Source organism: Pseudomonas sp. TH04, assembly GCF_016651355.1.
Classification (GTDB): domain Bacteria; phylum Pseudomonadota; class Gammaproteobacteria; order Pseudomonadales; family Pseudomonadaceae; genus Aquipseudomonas; species Aquipseudomonas fluorescens.
The window spans coordinates 648,541-672,383 of sequence record NZ_JAEKEA010000001.1; the positions used below are offsets into that span (position 1 = coordinate 648,541).

At 61.0% G+C, this 23,843-nt stretch carries 23 protein-coding genes and 1 pseudogene; 15 read left to right on the forward strand and 9 right to left on the reverse strand.

Translation table 11 applies throughout. The features are described from left to right. Positions 1-81 precede the first annotated feature (81 nt). From dapA to JFT85_RS02895, 3 genes are all read left to right on the forward strand, one after another. A complete protein-coding gene (dapA, locus tag JFT85_RS02885; protein WP_201229149.1) occupies positions 82-933 on the forward strand; it encodes a 4-hydroxy-tetrahydrodipicolinate synthase in 852 nt (283 codons plus the stop codon). 143 nt (positions 934-1,076) lie between these two features. Next, entirely contained in the window at positions 1,077-2,453 is a 1,377-nt protein-coding gene (locus JFT85_RS02890; protein ID WP_201229151.1) for a pyridoxal-phosphate dependent enzyme, read from the forward strand. Then, positions 2,450-3,616: a cystathionine gamma-synthase gene (locus tag JFT85_RS02895; RefSeq protein WP_078828411.1), complete on the forward strand. Its 1,167-nt coding sequence runs from the start codon at positions 2,450-2,452 to the stop codon at positions 3,614-3,616. Before JFT85_RS02890 ends, JFT85_RS02895 begins: the two co-directional genes overlap by 4 nt. Before the next feature lie 908 nt (positions 3,617-4,524). Here the strand turns inward: JFT85_RS02895 and JFT85_RS02900 are convergent. After that, on the reverse strand, positions 4,525-6,723 hold the full coding sequence (locus JFT85_RS02900) for an OsmC domain/YcaO domain-containing protein (RefSeq protein ID WP_201229153.1): 2,199 nt from the start codon (positions 6,721-6,723) through the stop codon (positions 4,525-4,527). Positions 6,724-6,858: 135 nt separating this feature from the next. On the opposite strand from JFT85_RS02900, the gene JFT85_RS02905 reads away from it, so the two are divergent. Next, on the forward strand, positions 6,859-7,479 hold the full coding sequence (locus JFT85_RS02905; RefSeq protein WP_053255849.1) for a LysE family translocator: 621 nt from the start codon (positions 6,859-6,861) through the stop codon (positions 7,477-7,479). Between the two features lie 13 nt (positions 7,480-7,492). Here JFT85_RS02905 and JFT85_RS02910 read toward each other — a convergent pair whose 3' ends face one another. Further along, the gene (locus tag JFT85_RS02910; RefSeq protein ID WP_073637402.1) at positions 7,493-8,149 is read right to left on the reverse strand and encodes an O-methyltransferase; all 657 of its coding nucleotides are present in this window, start codon (positions 8,147-8,149) and stop codon (positions 7,493-7,495) included. Positions 8,150-8,260: 111 nt separating this feature from the next. Here JFT85_RS02910 and JFT85_RS02915 point away from each other — a divergent pair, with 111 nt between their 5' ends. From JFT85_RS02915 to JFT85_RS02930, 4 genes are all read left to right on the forward strand, one after another. Then, on the forward strand, positions 8,261-8,893 hold the full coding sequence (locus JFT85_RS02915) for a TetR family transcriptional regulator (protein WP_201229162.1): 633 nt from the start codon (positions 8,261-8,263) through the stop codon (positions 8,891-8,893). Between the two features lie 77 nt (positions 8,894-8,970). Then, positions 8,971-9,126 carry a hypothetical protein gene (locus JFT85_RS02920; RefSeq protein WP_167422766.1) on the forward strand — a complete coding sequence of 52 codons (156 nt, stop codon included), beginning with the start codon at positions 8,971-8,973 and terminating at the stop codon, positions 9,124-9,126. Positions 9,127-9,177: 51 nt separating this feature from the next. Next, entirely contained in the window at positions 9,178-10,491 is a 1,314-nt protein-coding gene (locus JFT85_RS02925; protein ID WP_201229164.1) for an NAD(P)/FAD-dependent oxidoreductase, read from the forward strand. Between the two features lie 69 nt (positions 10,492-10,560). Next, positions 10,561-11,139 carry a cysteine hydrolase family protein gene (locus JFT85_RS02930; protein ID WP_073637400.1) on the forward strand — a complete coding sequence of 193 codons (579 nt, stop codon included), beginning with the start codon at positions 10,561-10,563 and terminating at the stop codon, positions 11,137-11,139. A 43-nt stretch (positions 11,140-11,182) separates the two neighbouring features. Here JFT85_RS02930 and JFT85_RS02935 read toward each other — a convergent pair whose 3' ends face one another. Both JFT85_RS02935 and JFT85_RS02940 read right to left on the reverse strand, forming a co-directional pair. Continuing rightward, positions 11,183-11,632 carry an NUDIX hydrolase gene (locus JFT85_RS02935; RefSeq protein WP_078828419.1) on the reverse strand — a complete coding sequence of 150 codons (450 nt, stop codon included), beginning with the start codon at positions 11,630-11,632 and terminating at the stop codon, positions 11,183-11,185. After that, a complete protein-coding gene (locus JFT85_RS02940) occupies positions 11,625-12,080 on the reverse strand; it encodes a bleomycin resistance protein (protein ID WP_053255842.1) in 456 nt (151 codons plus the stop codon). The genes JFT85_RS02935 and JFT85_RS02940 overlap by 8 nt, the downstream gene beginning before the upstream one ends. Before the next feature lie 301 nt (positions 12,081-12,381). Here JFT85_RS02940 and JFT85_RS28645 point away from each other — a divergent pair. Together JFT85_RS28645 and JFT85_RS28650 are read left to right on the forward strand one after the other, a co-directional pair. Beyond that, positions 12,382-13,467, forward strand: a pseudogene (locus tag JFT85_RS28645) (cache domain-containing protein); the annotation flags it as partial. Positions 13,468-13,554: 87 nt separating this feature from the next. Next, complete coding sequence (locus tag JFT85_RS28650; RefSeq protein WP_371850842.1) at positions 13,555-14,322, forward strand: methyl-accepting chemotaxis protein; 768 nt, start codon at positions 13,555-13,557, stop codon at positions 14,320-14,322. A 75-nt stretch (positions 14,323-14,397) separates the two neighbouring features. Here the strand turns inward: JFT85_RS28650 and JFT85_RS02950 are convergent, their stop codons facing one another. Both JFT85_RS02950 and JFT85_RS02955 read right to left on the reverse strand, forming a co-directional pair. Further along, positions 14,398-15,168, reverse strand: coding sequence for a nucleotidyltransferase domain-containing protein (locus JFT85_RS02950; RefSeq protein ID WP_069553489.1), 771 nt, complete (start codon positions 15,166-15,168; stop codon positions 14,398-14,400). Then, positions 15,165-15,644: an AAA family ATPase gene (locus JFT85_RS02955; RefSeq protein ID WP_201229166.1), complete on the reverse strand. Its 480-nt coding sequence runs from the start codon at positions 15,642-15,644 to the stop codon at positions 15,165-15,167. Before JFT85_RS02955 ends, JFT85_RS02950 begins: the two co-directional genes overlap by 4 nt. Positions 15,645-15,902: 258 nt before the next feature. On the opposite strand from JFT85_RS02955, the gene JFT85_RS02960 reads away from it, so the two are divergent. The 3 genes from JFT85_RS02960 (at position 15,903) to JFT85_RS02970 (ending at position 18,594) form a co-directional block, all read left to right on the forward strand. Then, positions 15,903-16,319, forward strand: coding sequence for a DUF2231 domain-containing protein (locus tag JFT85_RS02960; protein WP_053255838.1), 417 nt, complete (start codon positions 15,903-15,905; stop codon positions 16,317-16,319). Further along, a complete protein-coding gene (locus JFT85_RS02965) occupies positions 16,316-17,608 on the forward strand; it encodes a PQQ-dependent sugar dehydrogenase (protein ID WP_053255837.1) in 1,293 nt (430 codons plus the stop codon). Before JFT85_RS02960 ends, JFT85_RS02965 begins: the two co-directional genes overlap by 4 nt. 68 nt (positions 17,609-17,676) lie before the next feature. Next, the gene (locus JFT85_RS02970; protein ID WP_069553490.1) at positions 17,677-18,594 is read left to right on the forward strand and encodes a bifunctional helix-turn-helix transcriptional regulator/GNAT family N-acetyltransferase; all 918 of its coding nucleotides are present in this window, start codon (positions 17,677-17,679) and stop codon (positions 18,592-18,594) included. A 38-nt stretch (positions 18,595-18,632) separates the two neighbouring features. Here the strand turns inward: JFT85_RS02970 and JFT85_RS02975 are convergent, their stop codons facing one another. Together JFT85_RS02975 and JFT85_RS02980 are read right to left on the reverse strand one after the other, a co-directional pair. Further along, positions 18,633-20,036: an MFS transporter gene (locus JFT85_RS02975; RefSeq protein ID WP_201229168.1), complete on the reverse strand. Its 1,404-nt coding sequence runs from the start codon at positions 20,034-20,036 to the stop codon at positions 18,633-18,635. Positions 20,037-20,179: 143 nt separating this feature from the next. Next, on the reverse strand, positions 20,180-20,710 hold the full coding sequence (locus JFT85_RS02980) for a GNAT family N-acetyltransferase (protein WP_053255835.1): 531 nt from the start codon (positions 20,708-20,710) through the stop codon (positions 20,180-20,182). 153 nt (positions 20,711-20,863) lie between these two features. Between JFT85_RS02980 and proP the strand changes: the two genes are divergently transcribed. Both proP and JFT85_RS02990 read left to right on the forward strand, forming a co-directional pair. Next, positions 20,864-22,366, forward strand: a complete 1,503-nt coding sequence (proP, locus tag JFT85_RS02985) for a glycine betaine/L-proline transporter ProP (protein WP_053255834.1) — start codon at positions 20,864-20,866, stop codon at positions 22,364-22,366. A 50-nt stretch (positions 22,367-22,416) separates the two neighbouring features. Further along, positions 22,417-22,923: a GAF domain-containing protein gene (locus tag JFT85_RS02990; protein WP_169875499.1), complete on the forward strand. Its 507-nt coding sequence runs from the start codon at positions 22,417-22,419 to the stop codon at positions 22,921-22,923. On the opposite strand, the gene JFT85_RS02995 is transcribed toward JFT85_RS02990, so the two are convergent. Beyond that, positions 22,898-23,815 (reverse strand): AraC family transcriptional regulator, encoded by a 918-nt coding sequence (locus JFT85_RS02995; protein WP_201229170.1) that lies wholly within the window; start codon positions 23,813-23,815, stop codon positions 22,898-22,900. The genes JFT85_RS02990 and JFT85_RS02995 overlap by 26 nt on opposite strands. Positions 23,816-23,843: the final 28 nt, after the last annotated feature.

Sequence of the window (23,843 nt, forward strand, 5' to 3'; positions counted from 1 at the left end):
CAACGGACCTCCCTCCTCTTTGCACAATTGCCTAGGCCCTTCTGACGGTGACTCCAGCGGTCAACTATCAGGAGAAAGTGCATGTCATCGTTTCAAGGTATCTGGGTTCCCGTGGTCACGCCGTTTCATGACGGCGCCATCGACTTTATCGGCCTGCGCCGGCTGATCAGCCATTTGCTCGACAAGCACGTGGCCGGGATCATGGTCTGCACCACGACCGGAGAAGCCGCCTCGTTGAGTCGTTCCGAACAGCTGGCGGTGCTGGATGCCGTGTTGCAGCAGGTCCCGGCGCACCGCGTGGTGATGGGCCTGTCGGGCAACAACCAGATAGAACTGCTGCAGTTTCAGCGCGAGATCCTCACGCGCCCGGTGGCCGGCCTGCTGGTGCCGGCGCCGAGCTACATCCGCCCTTCGCAGGCGGGCCTTGAAGCGTTTTTCCACACCGTGGCCGATGCGTCCGGCGTGCCGATCATTCTCTACGACATTCCCTACCGCACGGGCGTGACCTTCGAACAGGCCACGTTGCTGAGCATCATCAAGCACCCGCGAATCGTCGCTATCAAGGATTGTGGCGGTAACCTGGCCAATACCCTGGCGCTGATCGCCAGTGGCGAGGTGGCGGTGTTGTGTGGCGAAGACATGCAGATGTTCAACGCGTTGTGCCTGGGTGCCAGCGGTGCGATTGCGGCCTCGGCGCATGTGCAGACCGCAGACTTTGTGGCGCTGTGCCAGCAGGTGCGGGATAACCAGCTCGTCGAGGCCCGGGCGACTTTTTTCACGTTACTGCCACTGATCAACACTCTGTTTATGGAGCCCAACCCGGCGCCGGTCAAGGCTGCGCTGGCCCTTGAAGGGTTAATCGGCAGTGAGCTGCGGGCGCCGATGCAAGCCGCCAGTGCACGGGTACAGCAGGCATTACGCCAGCTGCTGTAAAGAGCCGACCCGGCTCATGCGCCAAAAAAAGACATCCAGCGGACCGCCCGGTTGCGACCGGCGCGATCCCGGCCTATGTTCCAAGCCATGCTGTGCATTTCTGCTGTGCCTCCCTTACACCTAATCCGTGCCCAGGTGATGACATGCCCACGCTTTCCCGCCCCGCCGTACTGGAACTGATCGGCAACACGCCGTTGGTCAAGGTCAGCCGTTTTGATACTGGCCTGTGCACGCTGTTTCTCAAACTTGAATCGCAAAACCCTGGCGGCTCGATCAAGGACCGTATCGGCCTGGCCATGATCGACGCCGCCGAACGCGACGGCCGTTTGCGCCCCGGCGGCACCCTCATTGAAGCCACTGCCGGCAACACCGGGCTGGGCCTGGTGCTGGTGGGCCGGGCCAAAGGCTACCGCGTGGTGCTGGTGGTGCCCGACAAGATGTCCACTGAAAAAGTGCTGCACTTGAAGGCGATGGGCGCCGAAGTGCATATCACCCGCTCCGACGTCGGCAAGGGCCACCCCGAGTATTACCAGGATGTTGCCGCGCGCCTGGCCAAGGACATTCCCGATGCATTCTTCGCCGACCAGTTCAACAACCCGGCCAACCCGCTCGCCCACGAAACCAGCACCGCCCCGGAGATCTGGGCGCAAACCCAGCATGATGTGGACGCGATTGTGGTGGGTGTCGGTTCGGCCGGCACCCTCACCGGCCTGACACGCTTCTTCAAGCGGGTGCAACCGGACCTGGCCATGGTGCTGGCCGACCCGGTGGGCTCGGTCATGGCTGAATACAGCCGCAGCGGCCAGCTGGACACGCCAGGGTCGTGGGTGGTGGAAGGCATCGGCGAAGACTTCATTCCATCGATAGCCGACCTTTCCAGCGTGCGTCACGCCTATTCCATCAGCGATGAAGAAAGCTTCGACCACGCCCGCCAGTTACTCAAGGCCGAAGGTATCCTGGGCGGCTCGTCCACCGGCACCCTGCTGGCCGCCGCCCTGCGCTATTGCCGCGAACAAACCACACCGAAACGGGTGGTCACCTTCGTCTGTGACACCGGCACGCGCTACTTGTCGAAGGTCTACAACGACCAATGGATGAAGGACGCGGGCCTGCTCCAATACAAACACTACGGCGACTTGCGCGACCTGATCGCACGCCGTTTCGAAGACGGCCGGGTGATCAGCGTCAGCCCCGACGACACCTTGCTCACCGCCTTCCAGCGCATGCGCCTGGCGGACGTTTCACAGCTGCCGGTGCTGGTGGACGGCCAGCAACTGGTGGGGGTGATCGATGAGTCCGACATCCTGCTGGGCCTGCACAATGACGCCGCGGACTTCTCCATGACCGTCGCCAGCGCCATGACCGCCACCGTGCACACCCTCGCCCCCGGCGCCAGCCTCGCCCAATTGCAGGCGGAACTCGATCGCGGCCTGGTCGCCATCATCGCCGACGCGGCGGGCTTCCACGGCCTGATAACCCGCGTCGACTTGCTCAATCACCTACGGAGATCCCTTGCATGAGTCAGCCCGATAAAAGCGCCTTTGCCACCCGCGTGATCCACGCCGGGCAATCACCCGACCCGACCACGGGAGCGCTGATGCCGCCGATCTATGCCAACTCCACCTACCTGCAAGACAGCCCCGGCGTGCACAAGGGCTTTGATTACGGTCGCTCGCACAACCCGACGCGTTTTGCCCTGGAGCGCTGCGTCGCCAACCTTGAGGGCGGCAGCCAGGCGTTCGCCTTCGCGTCCGGGCTGGCCGCGATTTCCACCGTGCTGGAACTGCTGGATGCCGGTGCGCATGTGGTGTCCGGCAACGACCTGTACGGTGGCACCTTCCGCCTGTTCGACAAGGTGCGCCAACGCAGCGCCGGGCACCGTTTCAGCTTTGTCGACCTGACAGACCTGGCGGCGTTCGAAGCGGCGTTGCAGGACGACACGCGCATGGTCTGGGTCGAAACCCCGAGCAACCCGCTGCTGAGCCTCACCGACCTCAGCGCCATCGCGCGGATCTGCCGTGAGCGTGGCATCCTCTGCGTGGCTGACAACACGTTCGCCAGCCCGTGGATTCAACGCCCGCTGGAATTGGGGGTCGACATCGTGGTGCACTCGACCACCAAATACCTCAACGGCCACTCCGACGTGATCGGCGGCATCGCCATCGTCGGCCACAACCCGGCCCTGGCCGAGCGCCTGGGCTTCCTGCAAAACTCGGTCGGCGCCATCGCGGGCCCGTTCGATGCCTTTTTAACCCTGCGCGGCGTGAAAACCCTGGCACTGCGCATGGAGCGCCATTGCAGCAACGCCCTGGACCTGGCGACCTGGCTGGAACAACAGCCGCAAGTGTCACGGGTGTACTACCCGGGCCTGGCGTCGCACCCGCAACACGCGCTGGCGCGTCGGCAAATGCGCGGGTTTGGCGGGATGATTTCAGTGGACTTGAACACAGACCTGGCTGGCGCTACGCGCTTTCTGGAGAACGTCACGATCTTCGCCCTGGCCGAGAGCCTCGGCGGCGTGGAAAGCCTGATCGAACACCCGGCGATCATGACCCATGCCAGCATCCCCGCAGCGACGCGGGCGCAGTTGGGCATTGGTGATGGGTTGGTGCGATTGTCGGTGGGGGTTGAGGATGTGGAGGATCTAAGGGCCGACCTGGCCCAGGCGTTGGCGCGTATCTAACCCGATCGTCCAACCATGAATAGCCCGCTCCCACCGTTGGTTTAGCGTCAGGCTGGAGTGATGATGGCAACTGCCGGTTTGGCGTTGGCGCTGATCCAACGGCAACACTCGGTCAAGTGTGGGAGCGGGCTTGCTCGCGAAAGCGCCGTGTCAGTCAACTGATGTATCAACTGACCCAACGCCTTCGCGAGCAAGCCCGCTCCCACCGTTGGTTTAGCATCAGGCTGAGGTGATGATGGCAACTGCCGGTTTGGCGTTGGCGCTGATCCAACGGCAATACTCGGTCAAGTGTGGGAGCGGGCTTGCTCGCGAAAGCGCCGTGTCAGTCAACTGATGTATCAACTGACCCAACGCCTTCGCGAGCAAGCCCGCTCCCACCGTTGGTTTAGCATCAGGCTGAGGTGATGATGGCAACTGCCGGTTTGGCGTTGGCGCTGATCCAACGGCAACACTCGGTCAAGTGTGGGAGCGGGCTTGCTCGCGAAAGCGCCGTGTCAGTCAACTGGTGTATCAACTGACCCAACGCCTTCGCGAGCAAGCCCGCTCCCACCGTTGGTTTAGCATCAGGCTGAGGTGATGATGGCAACTGCCGGTTTGGCGTTGGCGCTGATCCAACGGCAACACTCGGTCAAGTGTGGGAGCGGGCTTGCTCGCGAAAGCGCCGTGTCAGTCAACTGATGTATCAACTGACCCAACGCCTTCGCGAGCAAGCCCCGCTCCCACCGTTGGCTTAGCGTCAGGCCGAGGTGATGGTGGCAGCTGCGAGTTTGGTGTTGGCGTGATCCAACGGCAATACTCGGTCAAGTGTGGGAGCGGGCTTGCTCGCGAAAGCGCCGTGTCAGTCAACTGGTGTATCAACTGACCCAACGCCTTCGCGAGCAAGCCCCGCTCCCACCGTTGGTTTAGCGTCAGGCCGAGGTGATGGTGGCGCGTGCGGCGTGCAGTTTTTTGTAGCTCTCGATTAAGCGCAAATGCCGGTCCAGCCCTTCCAGCTTCAGGCTGGTCGGCGTCAAGCCATGGAAGCGCACCGTGCCATTCACCGAGCCGATTACCGCGTCCATCCGCTCGTTACCAAACATGCGGCGGAAGTTGGCTTCGTAGTCTGCCAGCACCAGGTCCTCGTCCAGATGCATCTCCAGCACCGCATTCACTGCCTGGTAGAACAGGCCGCGATCGGCAGTGTTGTCGTTGTACTGCAGGAACATTTCCACGCACTCTTTGGCCTCTTCATACTGCTGCAAGGCGAGGTAGATCAGCAGCTTCAACTCCAGGATGGTCAGTTGACCCCATGCAGTGTTGTCGTCGAACTCGATGCCGATCAGGGTGGTGATGTCGGTGTAGTCGTCCAGCTCGCTTTCCACCAGGCGCTCGACCAATGCCTTGAGTTCGTCATCGTCCAGGCTGTGCAGGTTGAGGATGTCGGCGCGGAAAAACAGCGCCTTGTTGGTGTTGTCCCAGATCAGGTCGTCCACCGGGTAAATTTCCGAGTAGTCCGGCACCAGAATACGGCAGGCGGTAGCGCCAAGGTGCTCGTACACGGCCATGTAGGATTCTTTGCCCATACCTTCGAGAATACCGAACAGGGTCGCAGCTTCTTCGGCATTCGAGTTCTCACCCTGGCCCGAGAAGTCCCACTCGACGAACGCGTAATCGGATTGGGCACTGAAGAAGCGCCACGACACCACACCGCTGGAGTCGATAAAGTGCTCGACGAAGTTGTTCGGCTCAGTGACCGCGTGGCCTTCAAAGGTCGGTTGCGGCAAGTCGTTCAAGCCTTCGAAACTGCGCCCCTGGAGCAATTCGGTGAGGCTGCGCTCCAGCGCCACTTCCAGGCTCGGGTGCGCGCCAAACGAAGCGAATACGCCGCCGGTGCGCGGGTTCATCAGGGTCACGCACATCACCGGGAATTCACCGCCCAGAGACGCGTCCTTGACCAATACCGGGAAGCCCTGGGCTTCCAGGCCTTGAATGCCGGCCAGAATTCCCGGGTACTTGGCCAGTACCTCGGCAGGCACGTCCGGCAGCGCGAATTCGCCTTCGATGATTTCGCGTTTTACCGCGCGTTCGAAAATTTCCGACAGGCACTGCACCTGGGCTTCGGCCAGGGTATTGCCCGCGCTCATGCCGTTGCTGAGGTAGAGGTTTTCGATCAGGTTGGACGGGAAGTACACCACCTCGCCATCGGACTGACGTACAAACGGCAGCGAGACAATGCCGCGCGCTTCGTTGCCGGAGTTGGTGTCGAACAGGTGCGAGCCACGCAGTTCGCCGTCGCGGTTGTAGATCTTCAGGCAGTAGGCGTCGAGGATCTCCGTTGGCAGCTCATCGTTACGGCCCGGCTGGAACCAGCGCTCATCCGGGTAATGCACGAACGGCGCGTTGGCCAGTTCTTCACCCCAGAACTGATCGTTGTAGAAGAAGTTGCAATTGAGCCGCTCGATAAACTCGCCCAACGCCGACGCCAGTGCGCCTTCCTTGGTCGCGCCCTTGCCGTTGGTAAAGCACATCGGCGAGTGCGCATCGCGGATATGCAGCGACCACACGTTAGGCACGATGTTGCGCCACGAGGCGATTTCAATTTTCATGCCCAAGCCAGCCAGGATGCCGGACATATTGGCGATGGTCTGCTCCAGCGGCAGGTCCTTGCCCGCGATGTAGGTGCCCGCGTCGGAGGTCGAGCCGGGCATCAACAGCGCCTGGGCATCGGCGTCGAGGTTTTCCACATCTTCGATGACAAATTCCGGCCCGGCCTGCACGACTTTCTTTACCGTGCAACGGTCGATGGAACGCAGGATGCCCTGGCGATCCTTGTCGGAGATGTCCGCCGGCAACTCGACCTGAATTTTGAAGATCTGGTTGTAGCGGTTTTCCGGATCAACGATGTTGTTTTGCGACAGCCGAATATTGTCCGTGGGGATATTGCGCGTTTCGCAGTACAGCTTCACAAAGTACGCCGCACACAACGCCGACGAAGCCAGGAAGTAATCGAACGGACCCGGGGCCGAACCGTCGCCTTTGTAGCGGATCGGCTGGTCGGCAATCACCGTGAAGTCATCGAACTTGGCTTCAAGCCGAAGGTTGTCGAGAAAGTTGACCTTAATTTCCATGCGGGCACACCAGAATAACGAGCTAAACAAATTGGCCGCTATTATGAGGATTTTCAGCGGGAAGTCTCAGGGTTTTCAGAATTGCCTGCCGATCGGTGCTAACGTCCATCCACCTCTGATTAAAGACATTCGCCCATGTCCATCGCCGATAACCTCCTCGCCTTCACCTTCGCCGCCACCGTGCTCACACTGACACCCGGGCTTGATACCGCATTGGTATTACGCACCGCCACGGTCGAAGGCAAACGCCAGGCGCTGCATGCCACGCTGGGCATCAACGCCGGCTGTTTGTTGTGGGGCGCGGCCGTGGCCTTTGGGCTGGGCGCGTTGATCGCGGTGTCGGAGCTGGCGTACAACCTGCTCAAGTATTGCGGCGCGGCGTACCTGGCGTGGCTGGGGTTGAACATGCTGCTGCGCCCGCGCCGTTCACTGTCACCCGCCGAGGCCGACGGCAAGCCGGGTGGCAACTGGTTTCTGAAGGGCATGCTGGGCAATGTGTTGAACCCCAAGGTGGGGATTTTCTACGTGTCGTTCCTGCCGCAATTCATCCCCCAAGGGCATGCGTTGATTGCCTGGACCTTCGGTCTGGTGAGCATTCACGTGGTGCTCGGCCTGGCGTGGTCGCTGGCGTTGATTGCGGCCACCCGTCCCCTGTCGGGTTTGCTGCGTCGGGAGAACGTCATCCAGTGGCTGGACCGCACCACTGGCATGGTCTTTGTGTTGTTTGCCGCGCGCTTGGCGTTCAGCAAACGCTGAACGCGGCGGGCCGTCAGCACAGGCGGATCGACAGCTCGATGTCATCGGCAAACGGCACCGACAGGTAGCCGTTCTGCGGCGAGCGCACATGGGCCAGGTATTCCGGGCAGTAGTTGGTGTTGTCAGCCACCACCAGCGCACCGGGCCGCAAGTGTTTTTCCACGCAGTTCAGCACCTCGCCATACAGCGCCTTGGCACCGTCGAGCAGCAGCAGGTCGACCACTTCCGGCAGGTGCGTGGCCAACGTGACCAGCGCATCCCCTTCTCGGATTTCGATCAGATCACTCACGCCGCCTGCGATGAAATGCTCACGGGCCAGGGCAATCTTCGACGGCTCGAACTCGCTGCCGATCAACACTCCACCGCCGTTGTCACGCAGGGCGGCGGCCAGGAACAACGTGGACAGGCCGAACGACGTGCCGAACTCGACGATAGCCTTTGCTTGGGTGCTGCGCGCGAGCAGGTAGAGCAGGTTGCCGGTGTCGAGGGAAACCGGCAGCCACAAATCCTTAAGCATCGTGTAGAGCGCCACGTAGTCGGTTTTGCTGTGCATCAGGCGGTCGCGCTCTTCGTCGCTGACGCCGTTCAGGCTCGGGCTGGTGGCAGCGCCCGCTTGTTGGTAGAGGCGTTCGATCAAGGGCGCCAAGGGCGCAGTAGTCAGGGTGGTCATGATGGATTTCCGTGTGGTCGGGACTAGAATGCGATTAATTCGTCGCATTAAAAGTATGCGAGTGATTCATCGCCTTCGCTATTCGCGTTCGCCCCGCTGCCGGAGCCCAGCATGACAACCCGCCAGACACCGCGTATTTCCTCACGCAAACAGCCACAACAGGCGCGCTCCACCGAGCTGGTAGCGGCGATCCTTGAAGCGGCTATTCAGGTTTTGGCCAAGGAAGGTGCCTCCCGTTTCACCACCGCACGGGTGGCGGAAAAGGCCGGTGTGAGTGTCGGTTCGGTGTACCAATACTTCCCCAACAAGGCCGCAATCCTGTTCCGGCTGCAGAGTGATGAGTGGCAGCAGACCACACAGATGCTGCGCGACATTCTCGATGAAACCGAGGTGCCAGCGCTGACGCGCCTGCGCACCCTGGTGCATGCCTTTATCCATTCGGAGTGCGAGGAAGCGCTGATGCGCGTGGCGCTGAATGACGCCGCGCCGCTGTACCGCGACGCGCCCGAAGCCGCGCAAGTACGTGCAGCCGGCCAGCGCGCCTTTGAAGACTTCATGCTGCAATTGCTGCCCGACGCACCACCGGCCAGCCGCGCACTGGCGTGCGAGCTGATCCTCGGCACCCTCACTTGCGTGGGTAAGGAATATTCCGGCAGCCCACGCAGCGCCGCCGAGATTGAGGTTTACGCCGACGGCATGGCGGCGATGTTTTGCGCCTACGTGAAGTCGCTCAATCCACCCTGATTGTTTAACCCATTTATAACTGAAGGTTCACAAACGACGATTGATCGCACCGATACACGATGGGAGCATCGGTGCCCATGATTTCGCTCCTGCGCTTGATCCGTGGTCACCTACTGCCTTCCTTCCCGAAGGTGCAGGCGCGCCCCTGCGAAAACCCTCTGGTCCATATCATCCTGGCCTTCTGGGCGCTGTGGCATTGCCGCCATGCGCGCCCGCCCGACACCCGCCTCTGATTGAAGTCGAATACGCCTCGCCGGCATTCATTTATCAGAAGGATCACCCCCATGACCGCAGCCATGCGCCCCGTCATCGGCGCTGCCCAGCGCAGTGCCTCGTATTACACCGCCAGCCTCAACGACACCACTCAATACCCGACCTTGCAAGGCCAGGTCAGCGTCGACGTGGTGATTATCGGCGGCGGCTTCACCGGTGTCGCCAGCGCGGTGGAACTCGCCGAGCGCGGGCTCAAAGTGGCGATTGTCGACACCCACCGTATCGGCTGGGGCGCCAGTGGCCGCAATGGCGGGCAAGTCACCGGCAGCCTGTCGGGTGACGAAGCCATGCGCGCACAAATGCGCAAGCGCCTGGGCGATGAGGTCGACGATTTCATCTGGCACCTGCGCTGGCGCGGCCATGAAATCATCGAGCAGCGGGTCAACAGATACGCGATTGCCTGCGACCTCAAGCACGGTCACCTGCATGCAGCGATGAAACCCTCGCACCTGACCGAACTGCGCGCCTTTCACGCTGAAGCACTACGGCGCGGCATGGGCGAGCACGTCAGCCTGCTCGATCAGACGGCGGTGCGGCAGCACCTGGACAGCACGCTGTACCTGGGCGCGCTGAAAAACACGCGCAACCTGCACCTGCACCCACTCAATCTGTGCCTGGGCGAAGCACGCGCGGCACACAGCCTCGGCGCGTTGATTTTCGAGAACTCCGAGGTACTGCAAATCGTACATGGCGAGCGCCCCGCCGTGCTGACGGCACACGGCCGAATCGACGCGCGCCAAGTGCTGCTGGCCGGCGATGTGTACCACCGACTGGAACCCAGGCAACTCAAAGGCAAGATATTCCCGGCGATGGGCGGGATTGTCACCACGGCGCCACTGGGCGAACTGGCACAGCAGATCAACCCGCAGGATTTGGCGGTGTACGATTGTCGGTTCGTCCTCGATTACTACCGCCTGACGGGTGATGGGCGGCTGCTGTTCGGGGGCGGCGCCCATTATTCCGGGCGAGACTCACGCGACATCGCAGCCGAGTTGCGCCCGTGCATCGAGCGCACGTTCCCGGCACTCAAAGGCGTGGCCATCGAGTTCCAGTGGAGCTGCGCGATGGGCATTGTGATGAACCGCATCCCGCAGTTGGGCAAACTCTCCGACAACGTCTGGTACTGCCAGGGCTACTCCGGACACGGCATCGCCACCAGCCACATCATGGGCGAGATCATGGCTGAAGCGCTGACCGGCACGCTGTCAGCGTTCGACACCTTTGCCGGGTGCAAGCACATCAAGGTGCCGCTGGGCGATGTGTTCGGCAACCCGATGCTGGCGGTGGGCATGTGGTACTACCAGATGCTGGAAAAGCTGCGCTGACACACGGCGCATTCCATCGCACCGGCAATCGCTGCTATGTTTCGCTCCTCGCCAGCCCAGGAATGCGCCATGGAACCGTTAGACAGCAACGCCGCGCTGATCATCATCGACATGCAACAGGGCATGCGCGATCCCAAGCTGGGGCGACGCAACAATCCGCAGGCCGAGTTGCAGATTCAGCAGCTGCTGCACGCGTGGCGGCAGGCGCAACGCCCCATCGTGCATGTCCGGCATATGTCTCGCTCGCCGGGTTCGGTCTTTTGGCCCGGCCAGCCGGGCTGTGAATTCCAGCCCGCACTCGCACCGCTCAAGCAGGAGCACGTGCTGGAAAAAAACGTTCCGGATGCGTTCACGGCCACAGGCCTGGAGCGCTGGCTGCAGGTCCGTGCGATTAAACAATTGGTGGTCGTTGGGGTGATCACCAATAATTCTGTCGAGTCTACGGCACGCTCCGGCGGCAACCTGGGCTTTGAGGTGATAGTCGCGGCGGATGCCTGCTACACGTTTGATCAAACCGACTTGTCCGGCCGCCTTTGGCCCGCCGAGGACGTGCATGCGCTGTCGCTGAGTAACCTGGCGATGGATTACGCCACGGTTGTCGAGACAGGCGATCTGTTGGCCCGCTGTCAAGCCGGGAGAGGGAAATGAGCAAGGTTGCTGGCAAGCGAAGCGTCGTTTGAGTGCCCAACGCTCAGAACACGCCAGCGGTGACCAGCATCTCGACAAGTGCCTGCGGCCATACCGTATCCGTCGTCGATTGCAACTCGTCAGCGGACCACCAGTGATGATCCGCCATGACCTGGGCTTCCTGCACCGTCCATTCGTCTCGGGAAAGGACTTCGTTTTGCGCATGAACAACAAAATACTGCTCAATGGCTAACACGGTTTCGCCACTGGGTAACATCAGCGAAAACCGGCGGTCTGCCACCGGCGCTTGCACAGCGCTGACCACAATGCCGGTCTCTTCACGCAACTCGCGGAGTGCAGCCGCCTGGAAGGTCTCTCCCGCTTCAACACCGCCGCCGGGTGTCGCCCAGTAATTTCTGCCGGCCAGCGCCCCCTCTTTATGCACGAACCTGAAAAGAAGCACCTTTCGCGAAGGGCTGATAACCAGCAGCCGAGCGGCTTTTCGCTCACGCATGGGACGTGATTCCTCCTTCAAAAGCCTTACATACGCGTTCGCCAAGCCGCTCGACCAGCCTCACCAAATAGCCGTCCGGGTCCTGCACCAGAAACTCGCGCTGCCCCACTTCGACCTCGCCCGCCCGGTACCACACGTCCTGGCTGGCCTTGAACAACGCATAGCCAGCGGTCTCAAGCCGTTGAATCACCGGGCGTACCGCCGTGACATCAATCTGCAAGTTGATACCGCGCCCAAACGGGCGATCCAACGCAGCGGTCAGCCATTGATTGGCCTGGGGGTCGACCTGCTCAAGCATCACCTGGGCGCCATCCAGGTCGAGATAGGCGAAGCCGTCTTCCAGACGTTGATAGGCAACCTTGAACCCCAGGTACGTGACCCAGAACGCCAGGCTCTTGTTCAGATCGGTCACCATCAACTCCGGGACCAGTTTATTTCTCTTCATCATGGACCTGCTTCCATTGCGGGTTAACTCAGTCGCTGGGCAATCTTCCTGCCGGCGCTTGCACGCCGAGCTTACATGAGCCTGGCGTTGATAACCGCTGTTACGGGCCGCCTCTGTTGCGCTCCAGCACAGCGAAACCGCGCTGAATGACCTAGTGAACTTACACAACAAAAACAATTTTTGTTGTACACAAAATATCGCTAAAGATTTTCCGGGCACGCGCCGAAACAGCAGTGATAGCAAATCGCCGTACCTCGCCCGCGAGTCGACGATTTGGCCGCCCTCCCCGCTGATGGTCGTCTCGATGAAAATAAAAAATAAGCTGGTGCTCGCGTTTGTATCCGTTGCTTTTATCCCCGTCAGCGTGGTTGCAGTGATCTCTGTGGTGAACACACGGACCGAGGCCGTTGAGCAGTTCATTGATGGCAGCACCCGCGAAATACGCCAGATCGATGGCAACATCCGCCAGTTTTTCGATGGCACGATGCAGAACGTCGATCAAATGTCCGCTGATCCTGTATACACTTCCGTGAACACGCTGAAGGATTACCAACCGGCCAATGCTGCCAGCCAACCGATGCCGGCGCAGGCGCAACAGGTGATCGACCAGTTTGCCCGGTTCGGCGCCACGCACCCGTCGGCGGCGATTCTGTCGATTGGCCTGGAAGACGGCACCTACGCCAAATGGCCCGACGACCCACAGCTGGCCAAGTACGACCCGCGCGCCCGCCCGTGGTACAAGGCCGCGATGGCCTCCCCCGGCAAGACCGTGCGTACGCCCGCTTACTATTACGACAAAGATGACGTGGCGCTGGTCGGTACTGCGCGGGCGCTTCTCGACGCTGCCGGCAAAGCCAAAGGCGTGTTCGTGGTCAGCGTGTCATTAAAAAACCTCACCGAATTGCTCAAAAGCATCAAGCTCGGCGAGAGCGGCTACGTGATGTTGATCGAGGATGGCGTGGTGCTGGTCGACCCGCGTAACGCCGCGCACAACTTCAAGCCGCTCAAAGACCTCGGCGTGCCCTATGCGCAGTTGGCGGACACACCCCAGGGCTCGACCGAAGTGGTGATCGATGGCGTGCGCTATATGGCCAACGTGTGGACCTCGCCGGGCCTCGGCTGGCGGTATGTCGGGTTGATCGAATACAACGAAGTGATGGCCACAGCCACGCGCATGACCTACCTGACCACGGTGATCGTGGCGGTACTGGTGCTGATTTTCGGCTTGATCGCCGCGGCGTTTTCCAAGGTGATCGTTAAACCGATCGGCCAGGTCAGTACCGGCTTGCAGTCCATCGCCGAGGGTGAAGGCGACTTGCGCCATGAGCTGCACGTACAAGGCAAGGATGAAACCGCCGAGCTGGCCGGCTGGTTCAACAAGTTTCTCACCGCGATCCGTCAGCTGATCCAGCACATCGGTGCGGCCTCCACCAACTTGCAGGACGCGTCACGGGTCAACAGCCAAGTGGCGCACAACATGAACGAAGCCGCCGGGCGTCAGCGTGAGGCGGTGGAGTTGGTATCCACGGCCTTCAACGAGATGGTCGCCACCGCCAACGAAGTGGCGCGTTCGTGCAGCGGTGCGGCGGAATCGGCCGAGAACGGCCATCGCCGCGTGGCCGAGGGCAAGCAGCAAATCGAAGTCACCACCGACAACGTTAATCGCCTGGGCCGGCGGTTGACCGAGTCGTCCCAGGCCATGGTCGAACTGGAAGCCGGCAGCCGCAGCATCAACCAGATCCTCGGCACCATTCGCGCGATCGCCGAACAGACCAACCTGCTGGCGCTCAACGCCGCCATTGAAGCCGCCCGGGCCGGCGATCAAGGCCGTGGGTTCGCCGTGGTGGCGGATGAAGTGCGGGCGCTGGCCAAGCGCACCTCCGATTCCACCGGCGAAATCGAACAACTGCTCGGCACCCTCGGCAGCAAGACCGAGGAAGTCACGCAGAAGATGAACAGCTGCATGGACCTGTCGCGGGCCAGTGTGTCGTCCATCGAAAACGCGCGGGACAGTTTTGAGGGCATCCAGTTGTCGGTGAATGAAATCCGCGACCAGAACCTGCAGATTTCCGCCGCCGCCGAGGAACAACACAGCGTCGCCGAGGAAATCAACCGGCATATCCAGCAGATTTATGACGAGGCGCGGCTGGTGGAAAGCCTGGCCAATTCCGCCCAGGATGATTCGGGGCAGTTGGCCAAACTGTCGGAAGAGTTGAATGGCTTGGTGGGGCGGTTCAAGTCCTGACGTCATGCACCCGTTGATCAAGGACGATCATCGGCGTGGCGCATCGAACAGGGCGTTGCACGCCCACCAAGCGACCTAAGCCTGCTGTGAAACCATCCAGGTGACCAAGGCTTGCAGGCGCGTGGTAAACGCTTCGCGCTCGGCACTGGGGTTGCGCGCCTCAAACAGGAAATACGCGATCTGGATGCGCATGCTCGGGTAATGTTGCACGAACAACGCAACATGTTCTTCCAGGGTATGCGGCCAGCCTGAGGCGTCATCGGCGCGCAACGTGTGAGTGGCCCGAATCACCCGGCGTGCCGCCTCTCGCTGCAAGCGAAGACGCTCTGCCTCAGTCGCGGCGCGCGTGATGCGCGCAAGATAAGTGCTCAACACGGGTTCGAAGTCAGCATTCAAGGCCAGGGCAATTTCCCGCGAAGGCCTGAATCGTTCGAACTGCACAGAGAGGTCATCGCCCCACACACAACGGCAATGATGCTTGAGCCAGAAGCCCCATTGGTTGGTGTTCTCAGGCGCCAGCACTTCGGCGCGATACCCCAGGTCGAAGTCGATTTTGCTGACGATCGGATGTCGCTGTTCCAGCACCTGGCGCAGCGCTTCCAACGACTCAAGCACCTGCGCATCCGGCCGCTCGCCGGCTACCAGCGTGAGGTCAAGGTCCGACTCACCCGGGCGGGCGTTGCCCCTGGCCACACTGCCATACACAAAAATCGCCTCCAGCCCCAACCCGGCCTGCGAAAGGGTCGCACACACATCCGTCAGCACGGGCTGGAATTCAGGCTGAAGGGCAGCATCGCCAACGGTTTGCACAAAGCCCTGGGCATCAACACCGGTCACCGTACTCATGGGCGATGCACCTCAATCAGCAAGCCTTCCGCCTCACTCGGCGCACAGAAGTGGCGGGTGATCAGATCAAACTCGGCATCGGTGGCGGTAAAATCATGCTCGCCCCGGGCATTGCGCGCATGCAGGCGAGCACGGCAGGTGGCGTCATCCAGTTCGAGGTAATGCAGGCGATGGGGCACCTGCGCCGCCTGTGCCAGGCCCAGCAGCCATTCGCGATTGGCCAGTGTATTGGCGGGAACATCCAGCACCACATTGACCCCGGCCTGCAACAGGTTAATCACCAACGGGCCGAGTACTGCGCGAACGCGCTGGGCACGGCTTACGTAATCGGTAATCGCGCGGATCTCGCCGGGGTAAAGCTGTGCAAGCCAGTGGTCCTCGCTGAGGACGATGGCCGCGTGCTCGGCAGCAAGGGTTGTAGCCAGGGTGGATTTTCCGGAGGCGATCTTGCCGCAAAGCAGATGCAGGGTGGGCATGCGTCGGTTCCTTATGTCTGGCACGCAAGCATGGCATTTTTTCGGCCTGAGCGACCTCACCAGTGCGCATAAAGTGCCAGCGGTGCCAGGTTGGGTTGCTGATGGCCTGGGTGGAATCACACGCGGGGACTGCACCTGAACCGTGTGCTCATAATATTTGGACACGAAATACCCTGAACTATCTGACGAACGCGAGGCTCCGTTCCTATGCGCTGCCCCGACCCCTGGGGCGTTGTACAACAAGGAGCCGCCCTCACCATGACTACCCTTCCTGTCTACCGCCACTCAATCCCGGGACCGCTGCACGCGACCCTGCTGGCTGGCACCGTGCCGTTGTTTCTGGGCGCCCTGCTCAGCGACATCACCTACACCCAGACCTACCAGATTCAATGGGCCAACTTTGCCTCCTGGCTGATCGCCGGTGCGCTGGTGTTCTGCGGGCTCGCACTGTTGTTTGCGCTGGTCAATCTGGTGCGTGCCGAGCGCAAGTCGGGTCAACCGGTGGTGTATGCCCTGCTGCTATTGGCGACATGGGTACTGGGCCTGGTCAATGCGTTCCAGCATGCCAAGGACGCCTACGCCGCCATGCCGACCGGCCTGGTGTTATCGGTGGTCGTCACCGTGCTGACGATTGCCGCGACCTGGACCGGACTGCGCACAGGAGCCGCCAAATGAAAACCGCCCACACACTGACCTTACTCAGCGCTGCCCTGTTATTGACCGCCTGTGGCGGCGAAGGCGACAAGACCCAGGCCCGTGGCCCCGATCCTAAATTGCCGGAACAGCAAAGCAGCCTGTTGCCGAGCATGAAAATCGCCGAGCCCACGCCGTGGGGCACGCAAAAACCCACAGTGCCCGAAGGCTACAGCGTCACCGCCATTGCCACTGACCTGGCCATCCCGCGGCAAACCCTGGTATTGCCCAACGGCGACATTCTCGTCGCCGAAGGCCGTGGCGGCAGCGCGGCCAAGCTCAAGCCCAAGGATGTGATCGCCAGCGTGATCAAGGCCCAGGGCAACACCAAGGTCAAGGGTGGCAACCGCCTGACCCTGCTGCGCGATGCCGATGGTGACGGTACTTACGAACTGAAGACGGTGTTCGCCGATAACCTCAACGCGCCCTACGGCCTGGCCTTCGCCGACGGCAAACTCTACGTTGCCAACCAGGACGCGCTGGTGCGCTTCGACTATGCCGACGGCCAGACCAAGGCAAGTGGCCCGCCCACCACAATCACCGACCTGCCGGCGCAGATCAACCACCACTGGACCAAATCCCTGGCGGTGAGTGCTGACGGGCGCCAGCTCTATGTGGGCATTGGCTCCAACAGCAACATCACCGAGCGTGGCATGGAAGTGGAAATCGACCGGGCGATGATCTGGCAGATCGACGCAGCGACAGGCGCACACAAGCCCTACGCCACCGGCATCCGCAACCCGACCGCGCTGACCATTCAGCCGGGTTCCGGGCAATTATGGACGGTGGTCAACGAACGCGATGAACTCGGCCCGGACCTCGTGCCGGACTACCTGACCTCGGTGCGTGAGGGCGCCTTCTACGGCTGGCCCTACAGCTACTGGGGCCAGAACGTCGACCCACGCGCACAACCGCAGAACCCGGCGAAAGTCGCCGCCGCGATCAAGCCGGATTACAGCCTGGGTTCCCACGTTGCGGCACTTGGGGTGGATTTCTCGATGGCAGAAATGGGTGAGAAATTCGCCGAAGGTGTATTTGTTGGCGAGCACGGCAGCTGGAACCGCGAAAACCCGGTGGGCTACAAGGTGATTTTCGTGCCGTTCAGCAATGGCAAACCAGCCGGTGAGCCCATCGATTTCGCCACCGGTTTCCGTGGTGATGACGGCAAAACACGCGGGCGCCCCGTGGGCGTCACGGTAGACCCCAAAGGCGCGTTGATCATCGCGGATGACTTGGCCAATACCGTTTGGCGGGTGACGCGCAACCGCTGAACAAAGGCTTTGACTTGGTTGCCTGAGGCAACAATATAATTGCCCCAGGCAACCAACCGAGCATCCTCATGGCCACGCCCCTTGTAGAACGCGCCGCGATCATTCGCGGTTTCAACCGTTTTTACACCCACCAGATCGGCGTGCTGCAGGAACACCTGCTGCAAAGCGACTACTCGCTCACCGAAATCCGCGTGATGTACGAGCTGTCCTCCCGTGGTGACCTGACCAGTGCCGACCTGTGCCAGATGCTGGGTCTGGACCCGGGCTACCTGAGTCGGCTGATCAGCGGGTTCGAAAAGCAAGGCCTGATCCAGAAGGTCCGCTCCGTCACCGATGCGCGCGCGGTGCAACTGCACTTAAGCGACCTCGGCCGAACGGTGCTGGCGCCGCTGGAGCAGAAAACCCAGCAGGAAGTCATCGCGTTACTCGAAGCCTTGCCCGAGCAACAACAACGCCAACTCACCGGTGCCATGCAACGCATCCAGTCACTGCTGCAAGGCAGCGCGCCAAGCTATTTGCTGCGCGACCCGCAACCGGGCGACATGGGCCTGGTGGTGCAGCAACAATCCGCGCTGTATGCCCGCGAGTACAACTGGAATTGGGAATTTGAAGCCTTGGTGGCGGAGATCGTCGCCAAGTATCTGCGCGAGTTTGACCCGGCCTCCGAGCGCTGCTGGATCGCGGAAAAAGACGGCGACGTGGTCGGCTCGGTGTTCGTGGTGCGTCATGACGCGACCACGGCCAAGCTGCGCATGCTCTACGTGGATGCCAGTGCGCGGGGCATGGGCATTGGTCAGCGTCTGGTCGATGAATGCCTGCGTTTTGCCCGCCACGCCGGTTACCAGCGCATGATGCTGTGGACGGTTAACACCCTGATCGACGCACGCAAGCTCTATCAGAAAGCCGGATTTACCTTGGAGGAAGAAGAGCCCACGGTGAGTTTCGGCAAGGCATTGATCAGCGAAACCTGGGCCCGTGACCTGTAATGCCTTCCCGCGCCGTCACCGGCGCGGGAAGGCAGCGCTTACAGATCGGTGATTTCCTTGTGGCGTGGCACCAGCGCTTTCATCACGCTCCACGCCACCAGGTACGCCAGCGCACAGATCGCAAACATGATCATGTAGCCGGTGTGAATGTCGTTGATCGACTTGTAGTAGTCGAACACCCAGCCACCGATCTTGGTCATCACCACACCACCCAAGCCACCCGCCATGCCGCCGATACCGACCACGGAGGCCACGGTTTTTTGCGGGAACATATCCGACACGGTGGTGAAGATGTTGCACGACCACGCCTGGTGCGCCGAGGCGCCAACGCCGATCAGCAGCACCGGCACCCAGAAGCCGAGGTAACCGAACGGTTGCGCCAGCAGCACCACCAACGGGAACAGCGCAATCACCAGCATGGCTTTCATGCGGCCGTCATACGGCGCATCGCCACGGGCCATAAAGTAGCTGGGGAACCAACCACCGCCGATACTGCCGACCATGGTCATGCTGTACAGCACGGCGAGCGGCATCACGATATCCGCGCCTTTCATGCCGTACTGCGCCGCCAGGTAGGTGGGCAGCCAGAACAGGAAGAACCACCACACGCCGTCCGTCATGAACTTGCCGAAGGCGAACGCCCAGGTCTGGCGGTAAGTGAGCAATTTGAACCAGGAGACTTTTTTCGCCGTGGCCCCCACAGGCTCCGGGGTGAACGGTTGCACCGTCTGGTCGCTACGGATATAGGCCAGTTCTGCCGCCGACAAGCGTTTTTGCTGCTCCGGCTTCTGATAAAGCGCCGACCACACCGCCACCCAGACAAACCCCAACATGCCAATCACGATAAACGCGGCTTCCCAGCCCCACAGGCCGGCAATCAACGGCACGCAGATCGGCGCCAGGATTGCGCCGACGTTAGCGCCGGAGTTGAAGATACCGGTGGCCAGCGAGCGTTCTTTCTTGGGGAAGTATTCAGCGGTGGCCTTGATCGCGATGGGGAAGTTGCCCGCCTCGCCAATTGCCAATATGGCGCGAGACAGCATAAAGCCGGCAATCGACACCGGAATCACCGCCAGGCCGATTGCACCGCTGAGCGCCGCGATCCCCTGGCCCATCGGCACCGAAAACGCATGCATGATCGCGCCGGTGGACCAAATGGCAATCGCCACCACGTAGGCCGCCTTGGTGCCGATTTTGTCGACAAACCGTCCGGCAAACAGCATGGAAATCGCATAGACAAACTGGAACACCGCCGCGATGTTGGCGTAATCGGTATTGCTCCAGCCAAATTGCGTCGACAGTTGCGGTGCCAACAGGCTAAGCACCTGGCGGTCGAGGTAGTTGACGGTGGTGGCAAAGAACAACATCGCGCAGATGGTCCAGCGATAGTTGCCGACGGCCTGGCCGACGCGATGGGCGTTGAGGGGCTCATTCAAATTCATGGCATCACTTTTTATTTTTGTTAGATAGGACATACGCAGTGTCATATGTCGTCGTACAACTATAACTTTTATAGCGGGCTCCCTACGCGCTGTCAATCTGAAAGATTGCGGTTTATTGAGGCATCAGGCGTATACGCAAAGACTCAACCAGGCACGGTTGTAGGATGACAAATACGAAACACCCGGCTCGGCGCTTTGCCCGGTACGTCATCAAGCAGGCCGAAAGGCTTCAGCCCGAGCTTCTCCAGCACCCGAATCGAGGCTGCGTGATCCGGTCGCACCAGCCCGAACACCGCGGGAAAATTCAGGGTTTCGAACGCCAGCACCAGCGCATCACGCCCCAGTTCGGTGGCGTAGCCCTGCCCCCAGGCCTCGACGGCAAAACGATAACCGAGGTTGATGCGCCGCTCGGTCAGGTAATGGAGCGGCGCTACACCGCCAAAGCCAATCAGGTGGTGCGGTGCTTCGATGCGCGCAATCGCCCACCAGCCGTACCCCTCGGCGGCCCACTGTTGCAGCCAGTGGTTGAGTAAGCGCTGGGCATCCTCAAGGCTGGCCATAGGGCCGGCGGGATTGAACAGGTTGGTCTGCGGATCGCCGAAGATCGCGAACAATCGCTGCACGTCGCTCGGCAATGGTTGACGGTAGACCAGCCTCGGGGCGCTGTCGGGCATTCTGATAATTCCTGGTTTGAAGCATGAAGTTCAATGCATCTGCAAAAAAACGCAATGAGTGGTGAATTATTTGGTGTCGACTTGTATCTGAACTGACAGAGCGGTGCCATTGCAACGGTGGCACCTCCCCTGTTCAGTTTTAGAGTGGCCCGCATGAAATTACGTAAGAAAAGCGTCAAACCGATTGGATTAAAAGACATCACGATTGTCGACGATGCCAAGGTGCGCAAGGCGATCACCGCCGCCGCACTGGGCAACGCCATGGAGTGGTTCGACTTCGGCGTCTACGGCTTTGTCGCCTATGTGCTCGGCAAGGTGTTCTTCCCGGACGCATCGCCCAGCGTACAAATGATCGCGGCCTTGGGCACCTTCTCCGTGCCCTTCCTGATTCGCCCCCTGGGCGGCCTGTTCTTCGGCGCCCTGGGCGATAAATACGGACGGCAGAAAGTGCTCGCCGCCACCATTGTGATCATGTCCCTGAGCACCTTCGCCATCGGCCTGATTCCGAGTTACGCGTCGATTGGCATCTGGGCGCCGATCCTGTTGTTGCTGTGCAAAATGGCCCAGGGTTTCTCGGTGGGCGGTGAATACACCGGTGCCTCGATCTTTGTCGCCGAATACGCGCCGGACCGTAAACGCGGATTCCTCGGCAGCTGGCTGGACTTCGGCTCCATCGCAGGCTTTGTGCTCGGCGCCGGTGTGGTTGTGCTGATCTCGACGATAGTCGGTGAAGCCGATTTCGAGGCCTGGGGCTGGCGTCTGCCGTTCTTCCTCGCCCTGCCCCTGGGCATGATCGGCCTGTACCTGCGTCATGCACTGGAAGAAACCCCGGCCTTCCAGCAGCACATGGACAAACTTGAACAAGGCGACCGCGAAGGCCTGACACATGGCCCCAAAGTATCGTTCAAAGAAGTCGCCACCCAGCACTGGCGCAGCCTGCTGACCTGCATCGGTATCGTCGCGGCCACCAACGTGACGTATTACATGCTGCTCACGTATATGCCGAGTTACCTCTCGCATAACCTGCATTACAAAGAAAACAGCGGCGTGCTGATCATCATCGCGATCATGGTCGGCATGCTCTTCGTGCAACCGTTCATTGGTTTTGTCAGCGACAAGATCGGCCGCAAGCCCTTCATCATCGCCGGCAGCATCGGCCTGCTGTTGCTGGCCATCCCGGCGTTCATGCTGATTACCAGCGGCAAGATCGGCTTGATCTTCGCCGGCTTGCTGATCCTGGCCGTGGTGCTGAACTTCTACATCGGCGTCATGGCCTCGACCCTGCCGGCGATGTTTCCCACTCACCTGCGCTACAGTGCATTGGCGAGTGCGTTCAACGTTTCGGTATTGATCGCCGGCCTGACCCCGACCGCAGTGGCCTGGCTGGTGGAGAGCACCAACGACCTGTTCATGCCGGCTTACTACCTGATGGTGTTTGCCGTGGTCGGCCTGATCACCGGCCTGACCATGAAGGAAACCGCCAACAAGCCGTTGCGCGGCGCGGCGCCGGCAGCCTCGGACATGGAAGAAGCCAAGGAGATACTGCAAGAGCACCACGACAATATCGAGCAGAAGATCGAAGACATCGACGCCGAAATTGCTGCACTCGAAGCCAAGCGCCAGAACCTGGTGCAGCAGCATCCGCGCATTAACTAAACCGGACCGTGCGTGGTGGCTCGCGCCACCACGCCATTGGAGTGCTCAGCATGATTCCAAGCGTCACCGCAGCACACTCGTTACTCAGCGCCGCTGAACGCGCGGCCATCGCCGAAATCGAAGCCACCACCAGCATTCTGCAACTGGTCACCCGCCTGACCGGCATGCGCTTCGCCGGGATCGCCAAATTCACCGACCTGGAATGGGTGGTGTGTGCGGCCCATGACCCGCTGCACATGGGCATTCATGTCGATGACGTACTCGACCTGGAAACCACCTTGTGCAGTGAGTTCTGCATCAACCCGCAAACCCTGTTCATCCCCAAAGTCAGCCAGAACGGACGCTTTGCCACGCGCCCGGTGGTCAAGCAATACGCCATCGAGAGCTACGCCGGCGCGCCGATCTTCCTGCCCGACGGCCGGCTGTTCGGCGCGCTGTGTGCGCTGGATTCGCAGTCGATGCTATTCGACGACCCCAACCTGCCGGAAACGCTCAGCCTGTTTGCGCGGCTGATTGGCTGTATTTTCTTCGCTAATTTGACCGCGGCTGATCAGTGATTTTGCCGCGCAGCGTGGACATGTCACGCTTGGGCGGCGCACCGAACAGTCGGCTGTACTCGCGACTGAACTGTGACGGGCTTTCATAACCGACCTTGAACGCGGCGCTGGAGACATCCTGATGCTCATTCAACATCAAGCGCCGCGCCTCGTTCAGGCGTAACCACTTCTGATACTGCAACGGGCTCATCGCCGTCAGCTGGCGAAAGTGATGGTGAAAGGTCGCTGCGCTCATTTGCACGCGTGCCGCCAAATCCTCCACGCGCAACGGCGCGTCGTAATTGAGCTTCAGCCAATCGATCGCCTTGGCAATCCGATAGCCCTGCCCGTCCACGGCGCAGATCTGGCGCAGTCGACCGGCTTGATCGCTCTGCAACAGCCGGTAGTGGATCTCGCGCTGAATCAAGGGCGCGAGCACCGCTATCGCCTCAGGCTCATCCAGCAACGCAACCAGGCGTGCAAACGCCGCCAGCATGCCTTCGGTGACAGTGCCGATGCCAACCCCTTTCATCACCGCCCGTTGACGGGTCGGCGGCACCTCACGCTGGGCGATCAACTCGGCCAGGATGCGCAGGTCCAGCTTGAAGGTCAGCCCCAGGCAAGGTTTTCCTGGGCTGGCGGCGAGCACCTCTGAATTGGCGGGAATGTCCAGCGAGGTCAGCAGAAATCGCGACGGGTCGTACGGGTAACCCTCGCCACCGACCCACAGCTGCTTCTCGCCCTGAGCGACCAACACGACGCAGGGCTCGACCATGCACACCACCGGCGTCGCCGGCTGCTCACGCCGATAAAAACCCAGGCCGGGAATGGGCATGGGGTAGTCGCCGGGCGTTGAAACCCGCGAACCAATGGCCTGGATCAGCGCGTCCAGGGGCGATGGAGTGATGTTCATAACGGGCTCTGTCCGGTCTTCAGTGAAC

What these genes read in the sequence shown, in the direction of transcription:
- dapA (WP_201229149.1), top strand. Translation starts at nt 82, where the DNA reads ATGTCATCGTTTCAAGGTATCTGGGTTCCCGTGGTCACGCCGTTTCAT.
- JFT85_RS02890 (WP_201229151.1), top strand. Translation starts at nt 1,077, where the DNA reads ATGCCCACGCTTTCCCGCCCCGCCGTACTGGAACTGATCGGCAACACG.
- JFT85_RS02895 (WP_078828411.1), top strand. Translation starts at nt 2,450, where the DNA reads ATGAGTCAGCCCGATAAAAGCGCCTTTGCCACCCGCGTGATCCACGCC.
- JFT85_RS02900 (WP_201229153.1), bottom strand. Translation starts at nt 6,723, where the DNA reads ATGGAAATTAAGGTCAACTTTCTCGACAACCTTCGGCTTGAAGCCAAG.
- JFT85_RS02905 (WP_053255849.1), top strand. Translation starts at nt 6,859, where the DNA reads ATGTCCATCGCCGATAACCTCCTCGCCTTCACCTTCGCCGCCACCGTG.
- JFT85_RS02910 (WP_073637402.1), bottom strand. Translation starts at nt 8,149, where the DNA reads ATGACCACCCTGACTACTGCGCCCTTGGCGCCCTTGATCGAACGCCTC.
- JFT85_RS02915 (WP_201229162.1), top strand. Translation starts at nt 8,261, where the DNA reads ATGACAACCCGCCAGACACCGCGTATTTCCTCACGCAAACAGCCACAA.
- JFT85_RS02920 (WP_167422766.1), top strand. Translation starts at nt 8,971, where the DNA reads ATGATTTCGCTCCTGCGCTTGATCCGTGGTCACCTACTGCCTTCCTTC.
- JFT85_RS02925 (WP_201229164.1), top strand. Translation starts at nt 9,178, where the DNA reads ATGACCGCAGCCATGCGCCCCGTCATCGGCGCTGCCCAGCGCAGTGCC.
- JFT85_RS02930 (WP_073637400.1), top strand. Translation starts at nt 10,561, where the DNA reads ATGGAACCGTTAGACAGCAACGCCGCGCTGATCATCATCGACATGCAA.
- JFT85_RS02935 (WP_078828419.1), bottom strand. Translation starts at nt 11,632, where the DNA reads ATGCGTGAGCGAAAAGCCGCTCGGCTGCTGGTTATCAGCCCTTCGCGA.
- JFT85_RS02940 (WP_053255842.1), bottom strand. Translation starts at nt 12,080, where the DNA reads ATGATGAAGAGAAATAAACTGGTCCCGGAGTTGATGGTGACCGATCTG.
- JFT85_RS28650 (WP_371850842.1), top strand. Translation starts at nt 13,555, where the DNA reads ATGAACGAAGCCGCCGGGCGTCAGCGTGAGGCGGTGGAGTTGGTATCC.
- JFT85_RS02950 (WP_069553489.1), bottom strand. Translation starts at nt 15,168, where the DNA reads ATGAGTACGGTGACCGGTGTTGATGCCCAGGGCTTTGTGCAAACCGTT.
- JFT85_RS02955 (WP_201229166.1), bottom strand. Translation starts at nt 15,644, where the DNA reads ATGCCCACCCTGCATCTGCTTTGCGGCAAGATCGCCTCCGGAAAATCC.
- JFT85_RS02960 (WP_053255838.1), top strand. Translation starts at nt 15,903, where the DNA reads ATGACTACCCTTCCTGTCTACCGCCACTCAATCCCGGGACCGCTGCAC.
- JFT85_RS02965 (WP_053255837.1), top strand. Translation starts at nt 16,316, where the DNA reads ATGAAAACCGCCCACACACTGACCTTACTCAGCGCTGCCCTGTTATTG.
- JFT85_RS02970 (WP_069553490.1), top strand. Translation starts at nt 17,677, where the DNA reads ATGGCCACGCCCCTTGTAGAACGCGCCGCGATCATTCGCGGTTTCAAC.
- JFT85_RS02975 (WP_201229168.1), bottom strand. Translation starts at nt 20,036, where the DNA reads ATGAATTTGAATGAGCCCCTCAACGCCCATCGCGTCGGCCAGGCCGTC.
- JFT85_RS02980 (WP_053255835.1), bottom strand. Translation starts at nt 20,710, where the DNA reads ATGCCCGACAGCGCCCCGAGGCTGGTCTACCGTCAACCATTGCCGAGC.
- proP (WP_053255834.1), top strand. Translation starts at nt 20,864, where the DNA reads ATGAAATTACGTAAGAAAAGCGTCAAACCGATTGGATTAAAAGACATC.
- JFT85_RS02990 (WP_169875499.1), top strand. Translation starts at nt 22,417, where the DNA reads ATGATTCCAAGCGTCACCGCAGCACACTCGTTACTCAGCGCCGCTGAA.
- JFT85_RS02995 (WP_201229170.1), bottom strand. Translation starts at nt 23,815, where the DNA reads ATGAACATCACTCCATCGCCCCTGGACGCGCTGATCCAGGCCATTGGT.